Annotated in this window: 16 protein-coding genes; 4 read left to right on the forward strand and 12 right to left on the reverse strand. The window is 70.5% G+C overall.

What is annotated here, in order from left to right; genetic code table 11:
* Window positions 1–6: 6 nt before the first annotated feature.
* Window positions 7–1,056, reverse strand: a complete 1,050-nt coding sequence (locus FHX37_RS02695) for an NAD-binding protein (RefSeq protein WP_141921886.1) — start codon at window positions 1,054–1,056, stop codon at window positions 7–9.
* A gap of 364 nt (window positions 1,057–1,420) precedes the next feature.
* Here FHX37_RS02695 and FHX37_RS02700 point away from each other — a divergent pair, with 364 nt between their 5' ends.
* Window positions 1,421–2,848, forward strand: a complete 1,428-nt coding sequence (locus tag FHX37_RS02700; protein WP_141921887.1) for a serine/threonine-protein kinase — start codon at window positions 1,421–1,423, stop codon at window positions 2,846–2,848.
* A 79-nt stretch (window positions 2,849–2,927) separates the two neighbouring features.
* Here FHX37_RS02700 and FHX37_RS02705 read toward each other — a convergent pair whose 3' ends face one another.
* The 5 genes from FHX37_RS02705 to FHX37_RS02725 all read right to left on the reverse strand — a co-directional run bounded on the left by FHX37_RS02705 (window position 2,928) and on the right by FHX37_RS02725 (window position 7,426).
* Window positions 2,928–3,461 carry a sugar O-acetyltransferase gene (locus FHX37_RS02705; protein WP_211351878.1) on the reverse strand — a complete coding sequence of 178 codons (534 nt, stop codon included), beginning with the start codon at window positions 3,459–3,461 and terminating at the stop codon, window positions 2,928–2,930.
* Window positions 3,462–3,711: 250 nt separating this feature from the next.
* Window positions 3,712–4,032, reverse strand: coding sequence for a DUF4873 domain-containing protein (locus FHX37_RS02710; RefSeq protein ID WP_141921889.1), 321 nt, complete (start codon window positions 4,030–4,032; stop codon window positions 3,712–3,714).
* Complete coding sequence (locus tag FHX37_RS02715; RefSeq protein WP_141921890.1) at window positions 4,029–5,543, reverse strand: flavin-containing monooxygenase; 1,515 nt, start codon at window positions 5,541–5,543, stop codon at window positions 4,029–4,031. The genes FHX37_RS02710 and FHX37_RS02715 overlap by 4 nt, the downstream gene beginning before the upstream one ends.
* A gap of 75 nt (window positions 5,544–5,618) precedes the next feature.
* Entirely contained in the window at window positions 5,619–6,542 is a 924-nt protein-coding gene (locus FHX37_RS02720) for an AurF N-oxygenase family protein (protein WP_141921891.1), read from the reverse strand.
* 47 nt (window positions 6,543–6,589) lie between these two features.
* Window positions 6,590–7,426, reverse strand: coding sequence for an SDR family NAD(P)-dependent oxidoreductase (locus tag FHX37_RS02725; protein WP_141921892.1), 837 nt, complete (start codon window positions 7,424–7,426; stop codon window positions 6,590–6,592).
* A gap of 161 nt (window positions 7,427–7,587) precedes the next feature.
* On the opposite strand from FHX37_RS02725, the gene FHX37_RS02730 reads away from it, so the two are divergent.
* On the forward strand, window positions 7,588–8,349 hold the full coding sequence (locus FHX37_RS02730; RefSeq protein WP_141921893.1) for a MerR family transcriptional regulator: 762 nt from the start codon (window positions 7,588–7,590) through the stop codon (window positions 8,347–8,349).
* A gap of 45 nt (window positions 8,350–8,394) precedes the next feature.
* Here the strand turns inward: FHX37_RS02730 and FHX37_RS02735 are convergent, their stop codons facing one another.
* Window positions 8,395–10,251 carry a GMC oxidoreductase gene (locus tag FHX37_RS02735; RefSeq protein WP_141921894.1) on the reverse strand — a complete coding sequence of 619 codons (1,857 nt, stop codon included), beginning with the start codon at window positions 10,249–10,251 and terminating at the stop codon, window positions 8,395–8,397.
* Between the two features lie 233 nt (window positions 10,252–10,484).
* On the opposite strand from FHX37_RS02735, the gene FHX37_RS02740 reads away from it, so the two are divergent.
* Window positions 10,485–11,102, forward strand: a complete 618-nt coding sequence (locus FHX37_RS02740) for a DUF6230 family protein (RefSeq protein ID WP_141921895.1) — start codon at window positions 10,485–10,487, stop codon at window positions 11,100–11,102.
* A 3-nt stretch (window positions 11,103–11,105) separates the two neighbouring features.
* Window positions 11,106–12,587 carry a DUF6114 domain-containing protein gene (locus FHX37_RS02745; RefSeq protein WP_141921896.1) on the forward strand — a complete coding sequence of 494 codons (1,482 nt, stop codon included), beginning with the start codon at window positions 11,106–11,108 and terminating at the stop codon, window positions 12,585–12,587.
* Between the two features lie 258 nt (window positions 12,588–12,845).
* Here the strand turns inward: FHX37_RS02745 and FHX37_RS02750 are convergent, their stop codons facing one another.
* The 5 genes from FHX37_RS02750 to FHX37_RS02770 form a co-directional block, all read right to left on the reverse strand.
* A complete protein-coding gene (locus FHX37_RS02750) occupies window positions 12,846–13,334 on the reverse strand; it encodes a hypothetical protein (RefSeq protein WP_211351726.1) in 489 nt (162 codons plus the stop codon).
* Between the two features lie 139 nt (window positions 13,335–13,473).
* Window positions 13,474–15,342 carry a thiol reductant ABC exporter subunit CydC gene (gene cydC, locus FHX37_RS02755; protein WP_394344465.1) on the reverse strand — a complete coding sequence of 623 codons (1,869 nt, stop codon included), beginning with the start codon at window positions 15,340–15,342 and terminating at the stop codon, window positions 13,474–13,476.
* The gene (gene cydD / locus FHX37_RS02760; protein ID WP_141921897.1) at window positions 15,339–17,162 is read right to left on the reverse strand and encodes a thiol reductant ABC exporter subunit CydD; all 1,824 of its coding nucleotides are present in this window, start codon (window positions 17,160–17,162) and stop codon (window positions 15,339–15,341) included. The genes cydC and cydD overlap by 4 nt, the downstream gene beginning before the upstream one ends.
* A complete protein-coding gene (gene cydB / locus FHX37_RS02765) occupies window positions 17,159–18,211 on the reverse strand; it encodes a cytochrome d ubiquinol oxidase subunit II (protein ID WP_141921898.1) in 1,053 nt (350 codons plus the stop codon). The genes cydD and cydB overlap by 4 nt, the downstream gene beginning before the upstream one ends.
* A gap of 8 nt (window positions 18,212–18,219) precedes the next feature.
* Window positions 18,220–19,671: a cytochrome ubiquinol oxidase subunit I gene (locus tag FHX37_RS02770; protein ID WP_141921899.1), complete on the reverse strand. Its 1,452-nt coding sequence runs from the start codon at window positions 19,669–19,671 to the stop codon at window positions 18,220–18,222.
* Window positions 19,672–19,782 lie beyond the last annotated feature (111 nt).

The following is a 19,782-nucleotide window of genomic DNA, read 5'->3' on the forward strand; positions in this document are numbered from 1 at the left end:
CCCCGCTCACGAGCGGGCCGCGCTGTCGGTGGACGGCAGCGCGCGGGCCAGCCGCTCCGGTGAGATCCGCTCCTCGCTGACGTAGTAGAGGAGACTGCCCCCGGGGACCGGTGTCCGCCACGGTGGGCTCACCCGCAGCGTCCCGTCGACACGCGCGGCGAGCAGCGTGGCGTCGTGCTCGCGCCCCATGACGGTCTGGTAGTCGCCGAACGCGGCCGAGGGCGCGGAGTCCGGCAGGCGCAGCGCGTACGTGTTCTGCCCGCCGTAGGTCATCAGCTCCGAGTACACCTGGGATATACCCGGCGACTGGAGCTCCTCGGTCACCATGCGCGGGCTGTGCCACTGCAGGCAGCGCACCTCGCCGTTGACGTACTGCAGGCGGGTGGTGTGCTCCAGGTCCCGCAGGGTGGCCACCAGGTGGACGTCCGGGGCGACGTGGTTGACCGTCACCACGACCGCCAGGGTCTCGTGGTCGTCACGCGCGTCCACGAGAACCGTGTGCGCCCGGTGCACGCCTGCGCGCCGCAGCACGTCGCTGTCGGTGAGGTCACCGCGCACGAAGTCGGTGACGCGGTCCGGCATGGGGTGGCTCTCCACCTCGTCCCAGGCCGCGAGGACCACTGCCTGGTTGGTGTCGGCCAGCACCTCGTCGACGATGCGTTCCGTCCGGCCGGGGGTGTAGCCGAGCACCACGGTGTGCTTCCTGTGGTCCACAGTGATCGAGCCGTGCATACGCCGTCCCTTCGCGTTCTCGATGGCGCCCGCAAGCTGGGTGAAGATCGTGGTGAGCGTGGCGATACCGCCGATGATGACGTAGACCCCGACGACGTGGCCCATCGTCGTGGTGGGGTGGAAGTCGCCGTACCCCACGGTGGAGGCGGTCACGATGAACCACCACCAGTAGGTCGCGGGGTCGGTGAACCGGGCGTCCGCCGGTTCGGCGAGGGCCATCAGCGGCCAGCTCGTCACGAACACGGCGACCATCACCATGGCCGGCAGCATCCAGGTGCGCGCCCGGGTCAGGCCGCGCAGCAGGTAGGTCAGGAAAACAGGCACGGGTCGGTCCGTTCACGTACGAGGGGTCTCTCCCACCTCCGCCAGTGTGCCGTATCCCCGCGGGCCGGGCACCGCGCCACCGCGGTCCACGGGTGACGCGGGCGCGGAACCGGCACTCCCGATCACACGCCGCGGACGCGGAAGGGAACCGGAGCCGAGGAATTGTTCCTTTCCTTTGTCCTCTCCACGAGATTCGTGCGGGGACGGAGGCGGGAGGCGCGACGGGGGAGGAAAAACCCGAGGACCGGCCCGTGTTTCGGGCGGGGCGGACAATTCCGGTTTCCGGTACTTCTTCTTCCTGTCGTTTCGTGATTCGTAGTAATCTCGCGCTCGGCATCCCCATCCCCCAGTACGGAAGCACAACATGGCAGAGGAACACACGGGTGGTCGTGTCGTGGCCGGCCGTTACGAGCTGCGTGAGGAACTCGGCCGGGGCGGCATGGGAGTGGTGTGGCTCGCCCACGACCACTCGCTCGCACGCGACGTCGCGATCAAGGAAGTGCTCGTTCCCGACCATGTGACAGGAGAGGAGCGCACGGAGGCGCACTCCCGGATCCGGCGCGAGGCCCAGACCGCCGCGCGCATCGCCCACCCTGCGGTGATCACGGTCCACGACATCCTCGACGTCGACGGTCACCCGTGGATCGTGATGGAGCGCATCGAGGGAGAGTCCCTCCAGGAACGGCTGGACAGCCGAGGCCCCCTGCCCGAGGCCGCCGCCCGCACCATGGCGGAGGCGATCGTGGGCGCGCTGCACGCGGCGCACGAACTCGGGGTGGTCCACCGCGACGTCAAACCCGCCAACATCATGCTGGCCGGGGACGGGCGGGCGATGCTGACCGATTTCGGCATCGCGACCGTTGACGGCGCCACCGCGCTGACACGCACCGGAACCCTGATCGGTTCCCCGGAGTACATGGCGCCGGAACGGCTGGAGCGCGAGGAGGCCCTGGCCGCTTCCGACCTGTGGAGCCTGGGGGCGACCCTGCACGCCGCTGTCGAAGGACGGTCACCCTTCCACCGGGAGACGTTGACCGGAACCATCACCGCTGTCGTGACCCTGCCGGTTCCGCCCCCGGAGCACGCCGGAGGGCTCACCCCGCTGATCACCGGCCTGTTGAACCGCGACATAGAGCGACGCCCCACAGCGGAACAGGCACGGGACCTGCTCAGTGGAACGGAGGGCACCCACCGGCTGAGTCCCTCCAACCCGACCCGTGTCCTCCCGGACGCCACCGGGCCGCCTGCCCCGGACACACCGCCGCGTCGGGAGGGGGGAGTGGTCTCGTCGGACCACCCGCTGCGCGCGACGCCCCACACGCCCTCCGCGCCCCCGCAGCGGCCGTCATCCCGGCCGGTACCGGAACCGAGCCCTCCGTCCCCGCCGTCCCGGGCCCTGGACGCGAGCGGGACGGGGGAGGAGGATCCCCCCGTTCCCCCCTCGATTCACGCCGCACGGGCACTGCTGATGATGTTCGGCGCGCAGGCGCTCATTCTCGGAGTCATCAATCTCGGCGAGGACACGCTCTGGTACCTCGTGCGGATTCCGGTCGCTGTGGTGTGGCTTGTTGAGGGGGCCGTCGCTCTGGCCGTCGGTTTCCGTCTCTCTTTCGGAAGGGGCGGCGTTCTCGCGGCGGCGGTGGTTTTCTCCGTGCTCCGTATTCTGGTCATACTGAGCGACATGTTCCATGGCTACGATCCACGGATATGGATGCTCGTCCTATTCCCGGCCGTGGTTTTCCTCGTCGCGCGGGAGGACGCGCGCGATTTCCTGCTGCACCGCCGGGGATGAACGCGGCGGAGCCCCTTCTCTCCGGGAACGGCGGCTGGTGCTCCCGGGATCGCACACCCGGACCGCGCCGCCGCCGTGGTCAGAGGTAGCGGACCACCCGGGCGGGGTTGCCGACGGCGACGGCGTTGGCGGGAAGGTCACGGGAGACGACGGCGCCGGCGCCGACCACGGTGTTCTCCCCGACGGTGACCCCGGGGCAGACAATGGCGCCCCCGCCCAGCCAGGCATTGTCGCCGATGGCGATCGGGCTGGCGGACTCCCACTTGGCGCGGCGCAGCTCCGGGTCCACCGGGTGGGTGGGGGTCAGCAGCTGCACGTTGGGTCCGAGCTGGGCGTCGGCCCCGATGCCGATGGGGGCCACGTCGAGCAGCACGACGCCGAAGTTCAGGAACGCGTTGTCGCCGATGGTGGTCCGGTAGCCGTAGTCCACCCGCAACGGTGGCCGCACCTCGACGCCGTCACCGACCTTGGCCAGCAATTGCCCCAGCAGCTCGCGCCGGGTGTCCGGGTCGTCGGCGCTGGTGGCGTTGAACCGTTCGGCCGCCAGGGCGGCGTGTGTGGCGTCGGCGATGAGCTCCGGGTCGTCGGCGATGTAGTGCTCGCCCGCCAGCATGCGTTCCTTCTGGCTGGTCAACCGTGCGTCCTCCCGCCGGGCCGGTGATGGTGTGAGGGCAGCATCCTACCGCCGTCCGCATTCCCCGCACCATCCCCGCCGACGCGGGAGCCGGAGCCACGACGACGGCGCGGCTCCGGCGTGACGCGTTCTCCCCGTGCCTTCCGCGCGGTGCGGCGGCCGGGGTTGTAGGGTCGCACCGGGCGGCGGACGGTCCCCTACTGTGCGATCCGCCGCCCGGTGCGAGTCTTCACAGCTCGGGGTCCACCTCGGGCAGGGGGTAGGGGGGCGCTCCGGAGCCGAAGACGGGGTGGCCGCCCCAGACGTTGGCGTCGCCCAGTTTCCCCGATCCCTCATGGCCTTCCGGTGTCCGCACGGTGACCGAGGTGTTCCCGGCCTGGAACGCCTCGGTCACCTCCGAGCTCGGCGACAGCCGGCCCACCCACCGGTAGCCGCCGTTGAGCGGGTCGAAGTGGCCCGCGATGTGGGCGTGCGCGGTGATCTCCGCGCCGTTGGCCACCAGGGTGACGGGGCCGTTGTACTCTTCTTCCTCGTCGTCCATGCCGCTCATGCGGTGACCTCCACTCCGTTGCGGCGAGCGGCGGAGCGGGAGCTGAGGTGGTAGTTCCCCGCGTCGAACTTGCGGTTCTGCAGCGCGAACTCCCAGCTGAAACCGGGCCACAGCGTCACGTTGCGGCCTTCGGAGTTGAGGTACCAGCTGTCGCAGCCGCCCGTGACCCAGACGGTGCCCTTCATCTTGCGCTGCACCCGCCGGGTGTAGGCGTCCTGGGCGTCCTCCCGGGGGGAGAGCCGGTCGACGCCGTTGTGGCAGGCGTAGCGCAGCGCGGCCATGGCGTAGTTGATCTGCGCCTCGATCAGGAACACCTGGGAGGTGTGTCCCGGCCCGGTGTTGGGTCCGGCCAGGAGGAACAGGTTCGGGTAGCCCTTGACGGTGGTGCCGCGGTGGGCCTGCATGTTGTCGCCCCACCGTTCGGACAGGGCGACCCCCTCGGAGTCGTAGATCCGTTGGGCGATCGGCAGGTCGGTCACGTGGAAGCCCGTGCCGAAGATGATCGTGTCGACCTCGCGCTCCGTCCCGTCGGCGGACACGACCGACTTCTCCCGCACCTCGGACACCCCGTCGGTGATGACCGACACGTTGGGCTGGGCCAGGGAGGGGTAGTAGTCGTTGGCGAGCAGGATGCGCTTACAGCCGGGGAGGTAGTTCGGGGTGAGCTTGGCGCGCAGCTCGGGGTCCTTGACGGCCCGCTTCATGTGGGCCTTGGACAGTGCCGCGACCCCCTTCATCAGCTTGGGGCTGTGCACGAACCCGAAGATGTAGTTCTCCCGCATCCAGTAGACGCCCTTCCGGGCGATCTGCTGGGTGACCGGAACGTTGCGGTAGAGCCAGCTCTCCACGGAGCTGATGTTGCGGTCGGTGCGGGGGATCACCCAGGCGGGGGTGCGCTGGAAGAGGTGCAGGTGACCGACCTGGGGCTGGATCTGGGGCACGAACTGGATGGCGGAGGCGCCGGTGCCGACCACGGCCACGTTGCGCCCGTTGAGGTCGTGCTCGTGGTTCCAGTCGGCCGAGTGGAACATGGTTCCCTCGAACTTGTCCAAACCCGGAATATCGGGAATGGAAGGGTCGGCGAGTGCCCCGCAACCGCTCACCAGGAACTGGGCGGTGACGACGCCGTGCGGCGTGTGCAGCCACCAGCGGTTGCCCTCCGGGTCCCAGCGGGCCGCCTCCACGTCGTGGTCGAACTTGACGTGCCGGACGATGTCCTCGTCCTCGGCGACGCGGCGCAGGTAGTCCCAGATCTCGGGCTGTCCGGAGAAACTCCGGCTCCAGTCCGGGTTGGGAGCGAACGACAGCGAGTACAGGTTCGACGGTACGTCGCAGGTCGCTCCGGGGTAGGTGTTGTCACGCCAGGTGCCACCGATGTCGTTGGCACGTTCCAACAGCACCAGGTCTTTCAGCCCGGCCCGCTTCAGTCGGGCCGCCATGCCGATCCCGGCGAACCCGGTGCCGATGATGGCAACCCGGTAGTGCTCGGGATGTGTCGCGCGTTCGGTCACGTTTCCGGTTCCTTCCGATGCCGTCCGGTGGCGTACGCCCGAGGCGGGGCCGGCGCGCGCCGGCCCCGGCGGTGGTCAGGCGGCGGCTCCCCGGCGGCCCAGCAGGCCCGCCCGGCGCCAGAAGAACTTGCCCGGGCCGGAGATCATGCCGGACTTGTTCAGCGTGGAGACGACCTTGCGGGCGGCCCACGTCTTCGTGTCGGTCCACTGGGAGTTGCGGCGCGCCACCCTGCGGGCCTCGCGCGGGTCCAGTCCGACCTTCGCGTACACCTGGGGGTTGATCAGGCGCGTCGCCGAGTAGTACACGACCAGACCGAGCATGAGCCGGCTGTAGCCCTTGACGAGAGGGTTGCGGTCCTGCCAGTCGCGGGCCAGCTCCTCGCGGGCGTAGCGCATGTGCCGCGCCTCCTCCACCACGTGGATGCGGGAGACCGCCCGGGTGAGGGGCTCCAGCGACTCGTCCACCATGATCTCGCGCTGCAGCTGGTCCAGGATCTCCTCCACGAACAGCGCACCGCTGAACGTGAGCGGTCCGTTGGAGATGGCCTTGAAGATCCGGCCGAGGAACTGCGCCGTGCGGTCCAGGTTGTAGAACGGCGCGTCGAGCTTCTCGATCATCTTGGCGAACATGATCGAGTGGCGGCACTCGTCGGCGATCTCGGTGTAGGCGTACTTGACGTGGTTGGAGGTGGGGTCGCGGTCGTAGGCGTGCCGGACCAGCATCTGCATCAGGATCGTCTCGAACCAGATGCCGATGCTGGCGACGCTGGCGATCTCCTGGCGGCTCAGCTCCTTGCGCTGCTCCTCGGTGAGCTGGTCCCACAGGTAGGTGCCGTAGAGGGAGATGCGCTCCGGGTGGATCGCGTACTTGTCCTTGTCGACGGGAGCGTCCCAGTCGATCTCTACCAGCGGGTTGTAGGACGCCTTGGCCGACGAGCGCAGCAGGCGTTTGGCGATGTCTTCCCGGTCGGTGACGGGGGGTTGCGCCTGGACGGTCATTGCGGTCCTCCTTTGACGGGGTGGCGCTGCGGGTAGCGGCGGGTGGTTCAGTTCGTCGCTGGGCGGACACCGTGGCGTTCGTGCAGCCCGCGGGCGATCTCGGAGCCGGCGAGATGCCCGGAGTGCACCACGGCAGCGAGCTGGAGCGAGGCGACGCGATCGACGATCCCCGGCGCGTGCCGGGTGGCCCACAGCGCTGTGGTGCCCAGCGTGGTGGAGGCGACGTCGCGGCGCGGTTTCGCTGCGGCGGCGGCGCGCACGACGGTCATCGTGGTGTCGCGGACGCGTTCCGCTGGTACGAGGCCGTCGAGCGCCACGCCCTGGGAGCGTGAACTGTCGTGGATGGGGGTGTCGACGTATCCGGGGTGGACCGTGGTGACCCCGATGTGCGTGCCGTACTCGGCGCGGAGCGTGTCCGCGTAGGCGGTCAGCGCGCGTTTGGAGACCATGTAGGCGCCGGCGAAGGGGAGCGGTAGTCCGGCGAGGAGGGAGGCGGTGATGATCACCCGGCCGCGTTGCCGCAGCAGCGCCGGCATCGCCGCTGCCGTGACCTGCCAGGTTCCCAGCAGGTTGACTTCCAGCGCGTCGCGGGCGCCGGCGGTCGGTGCGGCACCGATGTCGACGGCGGGGCCGACACCGGCGTAGTGGACCAGCCGGTCCAGTCGGCCGCCGAGGCGGTCAACGGCCTCCGTGACGGCTTCGTTGACCTGTTCCTCATCGGTGATGTCGCAGGCGATGACACCGTCGTCGGGCTTGCGGTCGAGGCCGACCGCGTCGGCACCGAGGTGCCGCAGCACCGCGAGTGTGGCGCTGCCGAACGCGCCGGAGCCGCCGGTGACGATGACCTTGCGGCCGGACAGGTCACCTAGTGCGCCTGGGGTCATGTGATCTCCTCCACAACGGTTGGAGGAATATTACAATGGCCATTGTCACGGTGCAATAGGTTAACGTCGTATCCGTGGGAAATGACCGCCGCGTTTCCGCCACATGCCGGGATCGTGGCGGAAGTGACGCGAGCGCGCGGCGACTTTCCTAGGCTGATCCCATGGCCGAATACCGCATCGACGAACTAGCGCGGCTCGCCGATACCACCGTGCGCAACGTCCGCGTCTACCAGGACCGCGGGCTGCTCTCCCCGCCGAGACGCGAGGGGCGCGTCGGCATCTACACGGAGGCGCACCTCGCCCGGTTGCGACTGATCGGCCAACTACTCCAACGCGGTTACACGTTCGCCAACATCAGCGAGCTGATCACGGTGTGGGAGCAGGGCGGCGACCTCAACGACATCCTCGGCTTCGAGTCGGCCGTGGGGGACCCGTGGTCGGACGAGATCCCCAGCTACATCACGATCGGCGACCTGCGCGAACTGTTCGACGGGGATGTCACCCCCGCCAACATCGACCGCGCCGTCCAACTCGGCCTGCTGGAGCGCGAGGGCGCCCGGTTCCGCGTCCCCAGCCCGCGGCTGCTGCACGCCGGCGCCGAACTCGCCGTGGCCGGCATGTCCGTGAGCACCGTGCTGGACATCGCCGAACGGATGCGGAACCAGGTCGACGCCGTCGCTGGGGACGTGGTGAACACGGTGGCCGAACACATCCTCACGACCTACGCCCCGGACGGGATGCTGAAGGGCGAGGACATGTCCGAGGCCGCCGGCCTCGTCCGGCGCCTCCGACCGCTCGCCCAGACGGCGGTGGACGCGATGCTCGCCCAGGCCATGGCCCGTCACCTCAACGACGTGGTGGGAGAACACTTCGCGGGGATACTGGACCACCTCCAGGAGGAGAAGAACCAGCAGTCCGCGTGACGGCCGGAGCGACCGCCGGCCGTCACGCGGACGGGCCGGGTGCGACTACTCGGCCGGAGCCCTGTCCGGGGTCTCCTCCGGGGCCGCGGACTCATCCGGGACCCCGCCCGGGGCCAGACGCAGTTCGGCGAACGCTCCGGCCGGGACGGCCGGGCTGTGCGGGGCCACCGGCGCTATGCGGCGGTACTCGCCACCCGGCGTCGGTCGGGGGTCGGCCTCGCCCTTGTTCGGCCAGAACGACATGGCCCGCTCGGCCTGGGCCGTGATGGTCAGCGACGGGTTCACCCCGAGGTTGGCCGTGATCGACGAACCGTCCACCACGTGCACTCCCGGGTGTCCGAACAGCCGGTGGTAGGGATCCAGCACCCCCTCGTCCGGGTTCGCGCCGATCGGGCAGCCGCCGATGAAGTGCGCTGTCATCGGGATGTTGAGGACCTCACCCACGGTTCCGCCGGCATGGCCGTCGATCTCCTCCGCCAGCCGGCTCAGGGTCTCCTGGCCCTCCGGGATCCAGGTGGGGTTGGGCTCGCCGTGCCCCTGGCGGGAGGTGAGGCTGCGCCTGCCGAGCAGGTTGCGCTTGGCGTAGGTGGTCAGCGAGTTGTCGAAGGACTGCATGACCAGGCCGATGATGGTGCGTTCCGAGAAGCGCCGCACCGACAGGCTGCGCAGGAACGTGCGCGGCTGGCGCGCCGCCAGCCCCAGGAACCGCAGCCAGCGCGGTACCCGCCCGCCACCGGGGACCTGCATCGTCGCCAGCAGCCCCATGGCGTTGGACCCCTTGCCGTAGCGCACCGGCTCCACGTGGGTGTGCGTGTTGGGGTGGATGGACGAGGTGATCGCCACCCCCTGGGAGAAGTCCTCCGGCGGGTCGACCTCGGAGGTCATGGCGCCGCCGAGCGACTCGGAGTTGGTGCGGGTGAGGGTGCCCAGGCGCGGGGAGATCCGGGGGAGCAGCCCCCGGTCGCGCATGTCGTGCAGCAGGCTCTGTGTGCCGTAGGAACCCGCGGCCACCACCACCTGGCGCGCCGTGAAGGTGCGCGCGTTCCGCCGGCGCCGCTGGGTCCCGGTGGCCAGCGTGTCCACCGCGTAGCCACCGCCCCGCCCGGAGGGAAGCTCGCGTATCCGCTCCACCGAGGTCATCGGGTGGATGTCCGCCCCGTTGCGTTCGGCGAAGTACAGGTAGTTCTCGTTCAACGTGTTCTTGGCGCCGCGCCGGCACCCCGTCATGCACTCCCCGCACTCGACGCAGGCGCGCCGTCTCGGGCCGGCCCCGCCGAAATAGGGGTCGGCGGTCTCCTGGCCGGGAGCGCCCCGCACCTCACCGGTGCCGTCCTGACCGTCGCCGAAGAACACACCCACCGGGGCGAGGTGGAACGAGTCGCCCACCCCCATGTCCGTGGCGACCTTGCGTAGGTGCACGTCCGACGGGGTCATGGTGGGGTTGGTGCGTACCCCCAGCATCCGCCGCGCCTGGTCGTAGTACGGCGCGAGCTCCGCGCGCCAGTCGGTGATGTCGCGCCACTGCGGATCGTTGAAGAAGTCCTCCAGCGGCTCGTACAGGGTGTTGGCGTAGTTCAGCGAACCGCCGCCGACACCGGCGCCGGCCAGGATCAGCACGTCCCGCAGCATGTGGATGCGCTGGATCCCGAACATGCCCAGGGCCGGGGCCCACAGGAAGTTCTTCAGGTCCCACGAGGTCTTCGGGAGCGTCTCCGGCGTGAAACGCCGCCCCGCCTCGAGGACGCCGACCCGGTAGCCCTTCTCGGTCAGCCTGAGGGCGCTGACGGCGCCCCCGAAGCCCGACCCCACGACGAGTACGTCGTAGTCGGGTTCCTCGGCGCCGTCGGAGTCTCGGGAGGGGTGGTGTTGGGGGGTCCGTGCCGTTGTCGTCGCGGTGGCCACGGGTGTGCCTCTCTTCGGTACGCGGGTCCCGAGACCAAGGTGTTACGAGTCGGTGTCATTTATAGTGACTCGTCGCACTTGGAAACGTGACATTAATTATTGTAAGGTCCATCACCTACTGGCCGGTATATGAAAGCTATGTAACACGTGAGGCCAGGCGGCGCGCAAGGCTCGCCGACATCCCCCCGGCGTGGGCACCGGCCGGAACCGGTGCCGTAAAGGAGGAAACATCCATGTCAGACGAGACCACGGCCGAGGCCGCTACCGGCGGCACCGGCTGGAAACGTTTCAGTCTCGCCCTCATCCCCGCTCTGGCGGGTGCGGGCATCCTCGTCGGCCTCACCGCTCAGGGGAGCATCGCGGCCTCGTTCGCAGTATCCGGCGACAACTTCAAGGTGTCCGCTGACGAGCTGGACGGCACCGGATTCGCCCAGTACGGCGACATCGCCACCTCGGCGGACGACACCCAGCACCCGGTCGCCGTCTCCGTCGTCGACGACGCCGAGCTCAGCAACCTCTGCCAGTCGGTCCTGATGGACACCCCCGTCGGCGAGGTCACCCTCCTGGTGAACGCGGGGCAGGGAGACAGTCCCGCCGAGGCGGAGAACATGGTCATCGACGTGGAGCAGCTCTCCGGCGACGCGGAGTTCTCCAACATGGAGATCGGCCGGGACGCGAGCACACTGGAGAACGCCACCGGCAGCACCGGCGAGGTCGGCGGCTTCGGCCAGCAGGCCGATACCGTGAACATCACGGACCTCAAGCAGACCGCCTGGTCAGTGAACGCCGGGACCTTCAAACTGACCGGGCTGAAGCTGAACGTGAAGCCCGGAAACCACGAGTGCTTCTAACCAATGACTAGGAACGGAATCGGAGCACGGCGACGCGCGTCCGCGCGGAGCGGATTCCGGAACTGGCGGAGGACCCGCCCCTTCTGGGGCGGGCTCCTCGTCGCCCTCGGCGGCGTCGTCATCCTGCTCGCTCCGCTCGCCCCGTTGCCACTCATCATCACGCAGGGCATCGCGGGAGTGTCCGGCTACCTCGTCGGCCTGCTGCTCATCGCGATCGGTGTGCTGTCCTGGATACAGCCCCCGCAACGGATGTTCTTCGGGATCGTGGCGATCCTGCTGTCCCTGGCGTCGTTCGTCACCTCCAACTTCGGCGGCTTCGTCCTCGGGATGCTGCTCGGCCTCGTCGGCGGGGCGATGCTGTTCGCCTGGATGCCCAGACGCGAACCGCGGGGCGGCCGCGCCACGGACGGGGACGCCGGTCCGGGCGCCGGGGAGGAGACCCCCGGCACGGAGGAGATCCCCAGCACGGGCCCCGCGGAGGACGAGGGCGCCACGTCCCTCCACCCCGACGATGCGGATACCGCCAACCAGCGGGAGGAGAAACAACAACCGGACAACGATTCCCAGGCCGGCGGGAAGCACTCGGGCGTCGGCGGACTCGCCCACGCGTCGGTGGCGCTTCCACTGGCCCTGACCCTGACCCTGCCCGCCGCGACAGCCCCCACCGACCTGTGGGACGACTGGTTCGGCTCCGGCGACGACGGGTCCTCGGAGTCCACTCCCTCACCCACCCCCTCGGAAAGCGAGTCCGCGGAGCCCGCTCCCGACGACTCGCCCACCGACGGCGGTGACGGGGACACCGACTCCGGGGACGGCTCCGAGGAGGGCGACTCCGACGGTGACTCCGGGGACGGCTCCGAGGACTCCGGCGACGGCGACGGCGAGGGGCCGGACGGCTCGGACGACAGCTCCGAGGAGGACGGCGACGGTGAGGCCAACCCCGAGGAGTGCCAGTTCGAGCGGGGCGAGTCCTCCCAGGCCGAGAGCGAGGAGGAACTCCTCAACGCCCTTGAGGACTGCCAGGCCGCCAAGGAGAATGACGAGTCCCCCGACGTCGAGAGTGAGGAGAGCGAGGACGACCGGTTCATCGCGGGAACCGCGCGGACCGGCCTGAGCGCCGACTCCCTGACCATGAAGGGAGCCACCTTCGACGGTGTGGTGGAGTACCCCACCACCGACGGCCCCAAGCGCTACCTCAAGATGTCCATGGACGAGGCCGACTTCGAGGGGGCGCGGCAGTGGTTCGACCACAGTGACACCACCGCGGCGCTCGACATCCCCGCGATGACCATGTCCGGCGACGTCGAGATGCACGTTACCCGGATGGAGGCCCGCATCCTCGGCATCAAGCTGACCTTCACCCCCGACTTCCCGCCTCCCCTGCTGCTGCCCTACATGACCGTGACCGACCTCGAGGTGGACCAACCGTTGGCCGACGCCAACGCCATCAACATCGACGGGTTGAACGAGCACGCAGCCGTCTAGCGCCACCGCCCGCACGGAAGCGGCCGGCGCACCGCCCCGCCCGCCCGGACACCGGGCGGGCGGGGCACGTTCGTGCGGAGCTCCGTCTCGGGACTGGATCCTGTTTTCGGACGCTGTTCGTCGCGAGCGGCGTCTCCGGTACCGCCCGGCACGGTCGAGAAGGGAGACCGAGCGGGACCCTCCGCCGCCCGGCGGGAACGCCGCCGGACGCTTGTCCTGGGGCGGTGCGCACCAGGACAAGCGTCCGAAAAACAGGCCCTAACCCGCGGACGGTCGGACACCCGCGACCGTGGCCTCGAGGTCGGTCGTGTCGAGCCGGTCCGAGTAGAGCCGCACCGACACCCCCACACCGGGTCGGACCAGCCAGAACGCCTGACGCGCGGACCGGTACCCGGGGTAGGCGCCGTCGTGGAACGAGGCCCGTTCCCACTCCTCGGGATCGCGCTCGTGGTACTCGGCGAGGAAGTCACGCAGCTCATCCACCCCCGACAACCGCTCGCCCCGCAGCACGTTGATCTTGAGGTCGACGCGGTACCCGTCGTCGACCTCGCGCTCCCACACGCGCGAGGAGAAGTCCACCCCGCCCCACACCGTGGCGAAGTCCGACACGTCGTCCCCGGCAGCGGGCGGCACGTGCCCGATGACGAAACCACCCAGCTCCCCCTCCGCGCCGCGTCCCGCGGCGGTCAGGAGCAACGACCCTGCCCCCACCAGGACGGCGACGACGATCCGCGCGAACAGCCCCATGGACACACTCCCTCCGTGGATCGGACGCCCCGCGTGAGCGTCCCTCTCCACGTCAGAATGCGGTGTCCCGGCGGACGCGACCAGCCCGAACCGCATCCCTGTGTACGGCCCGTGCGCGCGGGCGCCGCAGGCCTGGCCGTCATCGCCGCGAGACGCGCTGGTACCAGCCGGGACGCGCGCGGAGCTCGGCGTGCGAACCACGCTGTAGCACCCGTCCCCGCGAGAGCACGTAGATGTCGTCCACCTGGTCCAGGCCGGCCAGGTCATGGGTGACCAACAGTGTCGTGTACCCCCGCGCGGCCGCCAACAGGTCGGACATCACCTCCCCCCGCGTGTCCGGGTCGACGTGGGCGGTGGGCTCGTCCAGCACCAGCACCCGCGGTGCGGCGAGAAGGGCCCGCGCCAGCGCGAGGCGCTGGCGCATACCGCCGCTGAGCCGCGTCCCGTGCGTACCCACCTCGGTGTCCAGCCCGTCGGGCATCGCCGCGACCTCGTCGGCGAGCCGCACCCGGCGCAGCGCCTCGGACAACTGCTCCTCGTCGGCCTCGGGCCGGGCCAGCCGCAGGTTCTCCCGTACGGTGCTGGCGAACACGTGCGGATCGTGCGGGACCCCGGCGATCGCCCGGCGCGCCTCGTCCGGGGGACAATCCGTGAGGTCGGCGCCGTCCAGCTCCACGGTTCCGCCGTCGGGGTCGCGGAACCGCAGCAGCACGTCGGCGAGCGTGCTCTTGCCCGCTCCGCTGGGACCGAGCACCGCCACGGTCCTCCCCGGCGGGACGCTGACGTCCACCCCGTCCAGCGCCCACGGCTCGTGCTGTCCGTAGCGCGCCCGCAGCGAGCTTACGCGCAGCCCCGACCGGGGGTCGCTCTCGGGCAACCGCGGCGGCAGCTCGGCACCGTCCGGCGGGACAGCGACCGGGGGAGGCGCGTCCAGCACCTGGAACAGCCGCCGGGCGCTGGCGCGCACCGCCCCCAGTTTCGCCGCCACGGCCGGGAGCGGCGCCGCGATCTCGAAGGCGGCCACGGCGGTCAACACGAGCACGGCCAGCGAGACGGCACCGAGTTCACCGCCCCGCACCGCCGCGACTCCCAACAGCAGCGTCCCCCACACGGTCAGTCCGGTGACCAGCGTGACCGCGCCGGCTCCCACGCCCAGGAGGGCCGCGTCGTGCCGGGCCGAACGGGTGAGTTCCGCGTCGGCCCGCTCCACACGCTCCACCGCCCGGGGCATGGCCCCGTAGGCCACCAGGTCGGGCGCTCCGTGGAGCGCGTCCACCAGCGCGGTGGAAAGGTCCCCCCGGCCCCGGGCGGCGCGCTGTCCGGGCCCGCGGCCCAGTACCGTCGTGGCGGCGGGAACGGCGACACCGGCCAGCAGCAGTCCCGCCGCGAGCAGCGCACCCCCGGGCGCGAACACGACGGTGCAGAACGCGGTGACGGCGCTTCCGGTGACCAGGGCGGCCACCGGCGGTGTCAGACCCCGCAGCAGCAGGTCCTGGGTGGCGTCCGTGTCGCTCACCAGCCGGGACACGAGGTCCCCGGAGCGCACCGTCCCGGAGGGGGACTCGGGCGGGTTCGGGTCCCGCGTGTCGGTGTCCGGCGCCGCCGGCAGGCTTTCCAGGCGCGCGAGCCGCTCGTAGACGCGCGTCCGCACGTCGGCGAGGGTGCGGAACGCGGCGTCGTGGGTGACGAGCCGTTCCAGGTAGCGCGCCACGCCGCGGGTGATGCCGAGCGCGCGGGTCGCCACGACGGCGACGCTCAGCGCCGTGATCGGCGGGTGCTCGGCGGCTTTGGCGAGCAGCCACGCCGCCACGGCCAGCAGGGCGACGGCCGAGGCCGTGGTGGCGGCGCCGAGCACCGCCCCCAGCGCGAACCGGGGGACCCGCGCGGGTGTCAGGGTGAGCGCGACCATCCGGACCAGTGGGTCACGGCCGCGCCACGCGCGTCCGGTACCCCGCGTGTTCTCCCCGTTCGCGCCGCTCGGGTGGGTGGCCTGCTGTGTGTCGCTCACGGTGCTGCGCTTTCGTGGATGATCCGTCCGTTGTCCAGCCGTGCCGCGCTGTCGGTGGTGTCGGCCCACGCCCGGTCGTGGGAGACGATGATCCCGCTGCGGTCGCGCAGGAGTCGCGCGACCGCGACGCGGACGGCGGCGGCGTTCTCGGGGTCGAGGTGGGCGGTGGGCTCGTCGAGCAGTACGAGCGGGGCGTCCCGCAGGAACGCGCGCGCAAGCGCGATCCGCTGCCGCTGTCCGGAGGACAGACGCGCGCCGCGCTCGCCCAGGCGGGTCTCGTAGCCCTGGGGCAGTTCCCGGACGAACGCGTCGGCCTCGGCCATCCCGGCCGCCTCGCGCACCCGTTCCATCGGGGCGTCCGGAGCGCCCAGGCGGATGTTGCCGGCGACGGTGTCGTCGAAGAGGTACGGGTCCTGGGGGACCCAGGCGATGTGCGCCCGCCACTCCTCGACGGGGACCCGGTCCAGCGCCGTCCACTCCGTGCCGTCCCTCCCGTCCGGGTGGTGGGACGCGGGCCCGCCGCGCACGTGAATCGCACCGGACCCGGGAGTGGTGACCCCCAGCAGCAGCGACAGCAGGGAACTCTTGCCCGCACCGCTGGGGCCTGCCACCAGCAGACTGCGTCCCGGTTCCACGTCGAGGTCCACGTTGTGGAGGACGGGGGAGGAACGTCCGGGGTAGGTGAGACCCACCCCGGACAGCCGCACCCGTACGGGCGCACGGCCCCCTCCCGGGAGCGCGGGGGACCCCCCGTCGGTGACCGGGGCGGCCTCTGCCCGGGCGCCGCTGTCGTCGGGGGCCTCCTCCAATACCCCGAACACCTGCTCGGCGGCGGCCACCCCCTCCATGCTGGCGTGGAACCGGGCTCCGACCTCGCGCAGCGGCAGGTACGCCTCCGGCGCGAGGATCAGCACCAGCAGCGCCGTCTCGTAGTCCAGCTGTCCGTACATCAGGCGGATGCCGATCTCCACCGCGACCAGCGCCACCGCCAGTGTGGACAGCAGCTCCAACACGAACGCCGACAGGAACGCGACCCGCAGCGTCGACATCGTGGTGCGTCGGTGTTCGTCGGTGATCCGGCGGATGATCCCGGCCTGGACCCTGGCGCGGCGGAAGATCGCCAGAGTGGGCAGGCCCTCCACGACGTCGAGGAAGTGCCCGCCCAGCCGGTTGAGCAGCCGCCACTGCCGCTGCGTCCGGTTCTGGGTGTGCATGCCGACCAGCGCCATGAAGATCGGGATCAGCGGCAGCGTCACGGCGATGACCGCCGCCGAGATCCAGTCGGCGCTGGCGACCACGACGAGTACCGCCAGCGGGACGAGGGCGGACAGGACGAGTTGCGGTAGGTACCGGGCGAAGTACTCGTCCAGGGCGTCCAACCCGCGGGTGGCGAGCGTGACCAGCTCGCCGGGGCGGGACGTGTGCCCGTCTCCGGTGTCGTCCGCCCGCCCGGCGAGCCAGACGCGCCCCGTGCCGCGGGTGTGGCCCACCGGGCGGGTGCCGCTCGCGGGAACCCCGGTGACGTGGGAGACCAGCATGCGGCGCAGCTGCGACTTTGCGCTGGCCGCGGACCGCAGCGCCGCAGCCTCGGCGCCGTAGGAGAGCAGCGCGCGGGCGACGGCGACGCCCGCCACGGCGGTGATGGCCCAGGACAGTTCCGAGGTTCCGCTGCCGCGGGTCGCCGCGGCGATGGTGTGGGCGAGCAGCCACGCCTGGGCGAGGATCAGCCCGGTGGCACCGAGGCCGCTGAGCACGGTTACGACAAGGTGCGTGCGGACGGCCCGCGCCGCCCGCAGCAGCCGGGGGTCGAGCGGTTTCACGTCGTCGCGGTGCCTTTCCCGGCCGTGGGGTCGTGGTCGGTGGTGTCCTCGGAGCCGGGATCGACCTGTTGCGGGGTGACGCGTTTGCGGAACACCCAGTAGCTCCAGGCCTGGTAGGCGAGTACCACGGGGAGGAAGACGACGCCGACCCAACTCATGACGGTGAGCGTATAACGTGCCGACGCCGCGTTGTGGACGGTGAGGCTGTGGGCCGGGTCGGTGGTGGACGGCAGCACGTTCGGGAAGAGCGCGCCGAAGAGGGCCACGGACAGGGCCAGAACGGTGACGGCCGTCGCGGTGAAGGACCACCCCTCGCGGCGGCGCATCGCCAGCAGGACGCTGGCGAACAGCGACACGCAGGCCAGCACCACCAGCGGGAGCGTCCACGGTTTCCCGTGGGCGGCCTGGGTCCACAGGAGGAAGGCCGTGGTGGCGGGCAGGGCGACGGCGGCGGAGCGCGTCGCCGCCCTGCGGGCGCGCCCGCGCACGGCGCCTTGGGTCTTGAGGGTGAGGAACACGGCGCCGTGCAGGGTGAACAGGGACAGGGTGGTGACGCCGCCGAGCAGAGCGTAGGGGTTGAGGAGGTCCGCCATCCCGGAGGTGACCGTGTGGTCGGCGTCCATGCCGACCCCGCGCACGATGTTGGCGAAGATGACCCCCCACAACGCGGCGGGGACGGCACTGCCGACGATGATGGCGCGGTCCCACCAGGCGCGCCACCGGTCGGTGTCGCCCTTGCCGCGGTACTCGAAGGCGACCCCGCGGACGATGAGCGCGAGCAGGATGAGCAGCAGGAAGAGGTAGAGGCCGCTGAACAGGGAGGCGTACCAGGCGGGGAAGGCGGCGAACATGGCGCCGCCCGCGGTGATCAGCCACACTTCGTTGCCGTCCCAGACGGGGCCGATCGCGTTGATCATGACCCGGCGGCCGGTGTCGTTCCTGCCGACGGACGGCAGCAGAACACCCACGCCGAAGTCGAACCCTTCCAGGACGAAGTATCCGGTCCACAGGATCGCGATGGCGATGAACCACACGAGCACGAGGTCCATGTCGACTCCTAGTAGACGAAGGCGGGAACGCGGTCGTTGGAGTCCCCGTCGTCTCCGTCGGGTGCTTGGGGGACGAGGTGGGAGGGGCCGGCCTTGACGTAGCGCCACAGCAGCCCCGCTTCGACGACGGCGAGAACGCCGTAGATCGCGGTGAACAGGGTGAGGGACAGCGCCACCTCACCGAGGCTGACGCCGGGGGAGACGCTCTGGGCGGTGAGGAGCTCGCCGCGTACGGTCCAGGGCTGGCGGCCGATCTCGGTCAGCAGCCACCCGAGGATGTTGGCGGTGACCGCTGCGGGAAGCGCGGCCATCGTGGCGTAGTAGAACCACCGGTTGTCGGGCAGGCGTCTCCTGCGGGTCCACCACAGTCCGGCCGCGGACAGCAGCACCCCGGCCAGGCCGAGTCCGATCATCAGGCGGAACGACCAGTACAGCACGAAGACGTTGGGGGTGTAGTCGCCCGGTCCGTAGGCGGCCTCGTAGGACTCCTGCAGGTCGTTGATGCCGTGCACGGTCCCGTCGATCTCGCCGGTGGCGAGGAAGCTCAGGACGTGGGGGAGGTTGAGGTCGATGACGTTGAGCCGTTCGTCGACGTCGCCGACGGCGAACGCGGAGAAGGGCGCGCCGTCCTCGGTCTCCCAGAGCGCCTCGGCCCCGGCGAGTTTCATCGGTTCGTAGGCGGCGGCGAGTTTCGCCTGGTGGTCGCCGGAGTAGACGGCGAGGACGCCGGCGATCAGGGTGACGACCATCCCGGCCCGCAGCGTCGTGCGGAAGAGTTCGTGCTCCCCGCTGGGCGGGGTGACGCCGGGAGTGCCGGTGTCGCCCCTGGTCCGGCTGCGCCACAGCTTGAACCCGCTCACGGCGACGACGAACAGCCCGGCGATGATGAAGGAGGCGGCGAGGACGTGCAGGTAGGTGGACCAGGCCTGGGTGTTGCTGAGCACCGCCCAGATGCTGGTGAGCTGGGCGCGCCCCGTGTCGGGGTCCACGGTGTAGCCGACCGGGTTCCGCATCCACGCGTTGGCCGCCAGGATGAAGTAGGCGGAGAGGTTGGTGCCGACGGCGGCGGCCCAGATGCAGGCCAGGTGGACGCGGCGGGGCAGCTTGTCCCACCCGAAGATCCACAGTCCGATGAAGGTGGACTCCAGGAAGAAGGCGATCAGCGCCTCCATGGCCAGCGGCGCGCCGAAGACGTCGCCGACGAAGCGGGAGTACTCGCTCCAGTTCATCCCGAACTGGAACTCCTGCACGATGCCGGTCACCACGCCCATGGCGAAGTTGATGAGGAAGAGTTTCCCGAAGAACTTCGTGGCCTGGAGGTAGGAGTGTTTTCCGGTCCGGTGCCAGGCGGTCTGCAGGACGGCGACGATCGCCGACAGTCCGATGGTCAGCGGCACGAACAGGAAGTGGTACACCATCGTGATCCCGAACTGCCAGCGGGCGAGATCCAGAGCTTCCATACGTACCTCTTCCGCGCACCCATAGATTGACGGACCGTAGTACGACAGATTGTAGTTCTACAGTTCGTAGTACGTCGATGGGAGGGGAGGTTCCCGAACCTCGGCGGCGGG

The sequence above is a fragment of the Haloactinospora alba genome (assembly GCF_006717075.1).
GTDB lineage: Bacteria > Actinomycetota > Actinomycetes > Streptosporangiales > Streptosporangiaceae > Haloactinospora > Haloactinospora alba.

Coding starts and splice junctions, on each gene's coding strand:
- FHX37_RS02700 (WP_141921887.1), top strand. CDS start 1,421: ATGGCAGAGGAACACACGGGTGGTCGTGTCGTGGCCGGCCGTTACGAG.
- FHX37_RS02705 (WP_211351878.1), bottom strand. CDS start 3,461: ATGCTGGCGGGCGAGCACTACATCGCCGACGACCCGGAGCTCATCGCC.
- FHX37_RS02710 (WP_141921889.1), bottom strand. CDS start 4,032: ATGAGCGGCATGGACGACGAGGAAGAAGAGTACAACGGCCCCGTCACC.
- FHX37_RS02720 (WP_141921891.1), bottom strand. CDS start 6,542: ATGACCGTCCAGGCGCAACCCCCCGTCACCGACCGGGAAGACATCGCC.
- FHX37_RS02725 (WP_141921892.1), bottom strand. CDS start 7,426: ATGACCCCAGGCGCACTAGGTGACCTGTCCGGCCGCAAGGTCATCGTC.
- FHX37_RS02730 (WP_141921893.1), top strand. CDS start 7,588: ATGGCCGAATACCGCATCGACGAACTAGCGCGGCTCGCCGATACCACC.
- FHX37_RS02740 (WP_141921895.1), top strand. CDS start 10,485: ATGTCAGACGAGACCACGGCCGAGGCCGCTACCGGCGGCACCGGCTGG.
- FHX37_RS02745 (WP_141921896.1), top strand. CDS start 11,106: ATGACTAGGAACGGAATCGGAGCACGGCGACGCGCGTCCGCGCGGAGC.
- FHX37_RS02750 (WP_211351726.1), bottom strand. CDS start 13,334: ATGGGGCTGTTCGCGCGGATCGTCGTCGCCGTCCTGGTGGGGGCAGGG.
- cydB (WP_141921898.1), bottom strand. CDS start 18,211: ATGGACCTCGTGCTCGTGTGGTTCATCGCCATCGCGATCCTGTGGACC.
- FHX37_RS02770 (WP_141921899.1), bottom strand. CDS start 19,671: ATGGAAGCTCTGGATCTCGCCCGCTGGCAGTTCGGGATCACGATGGTG.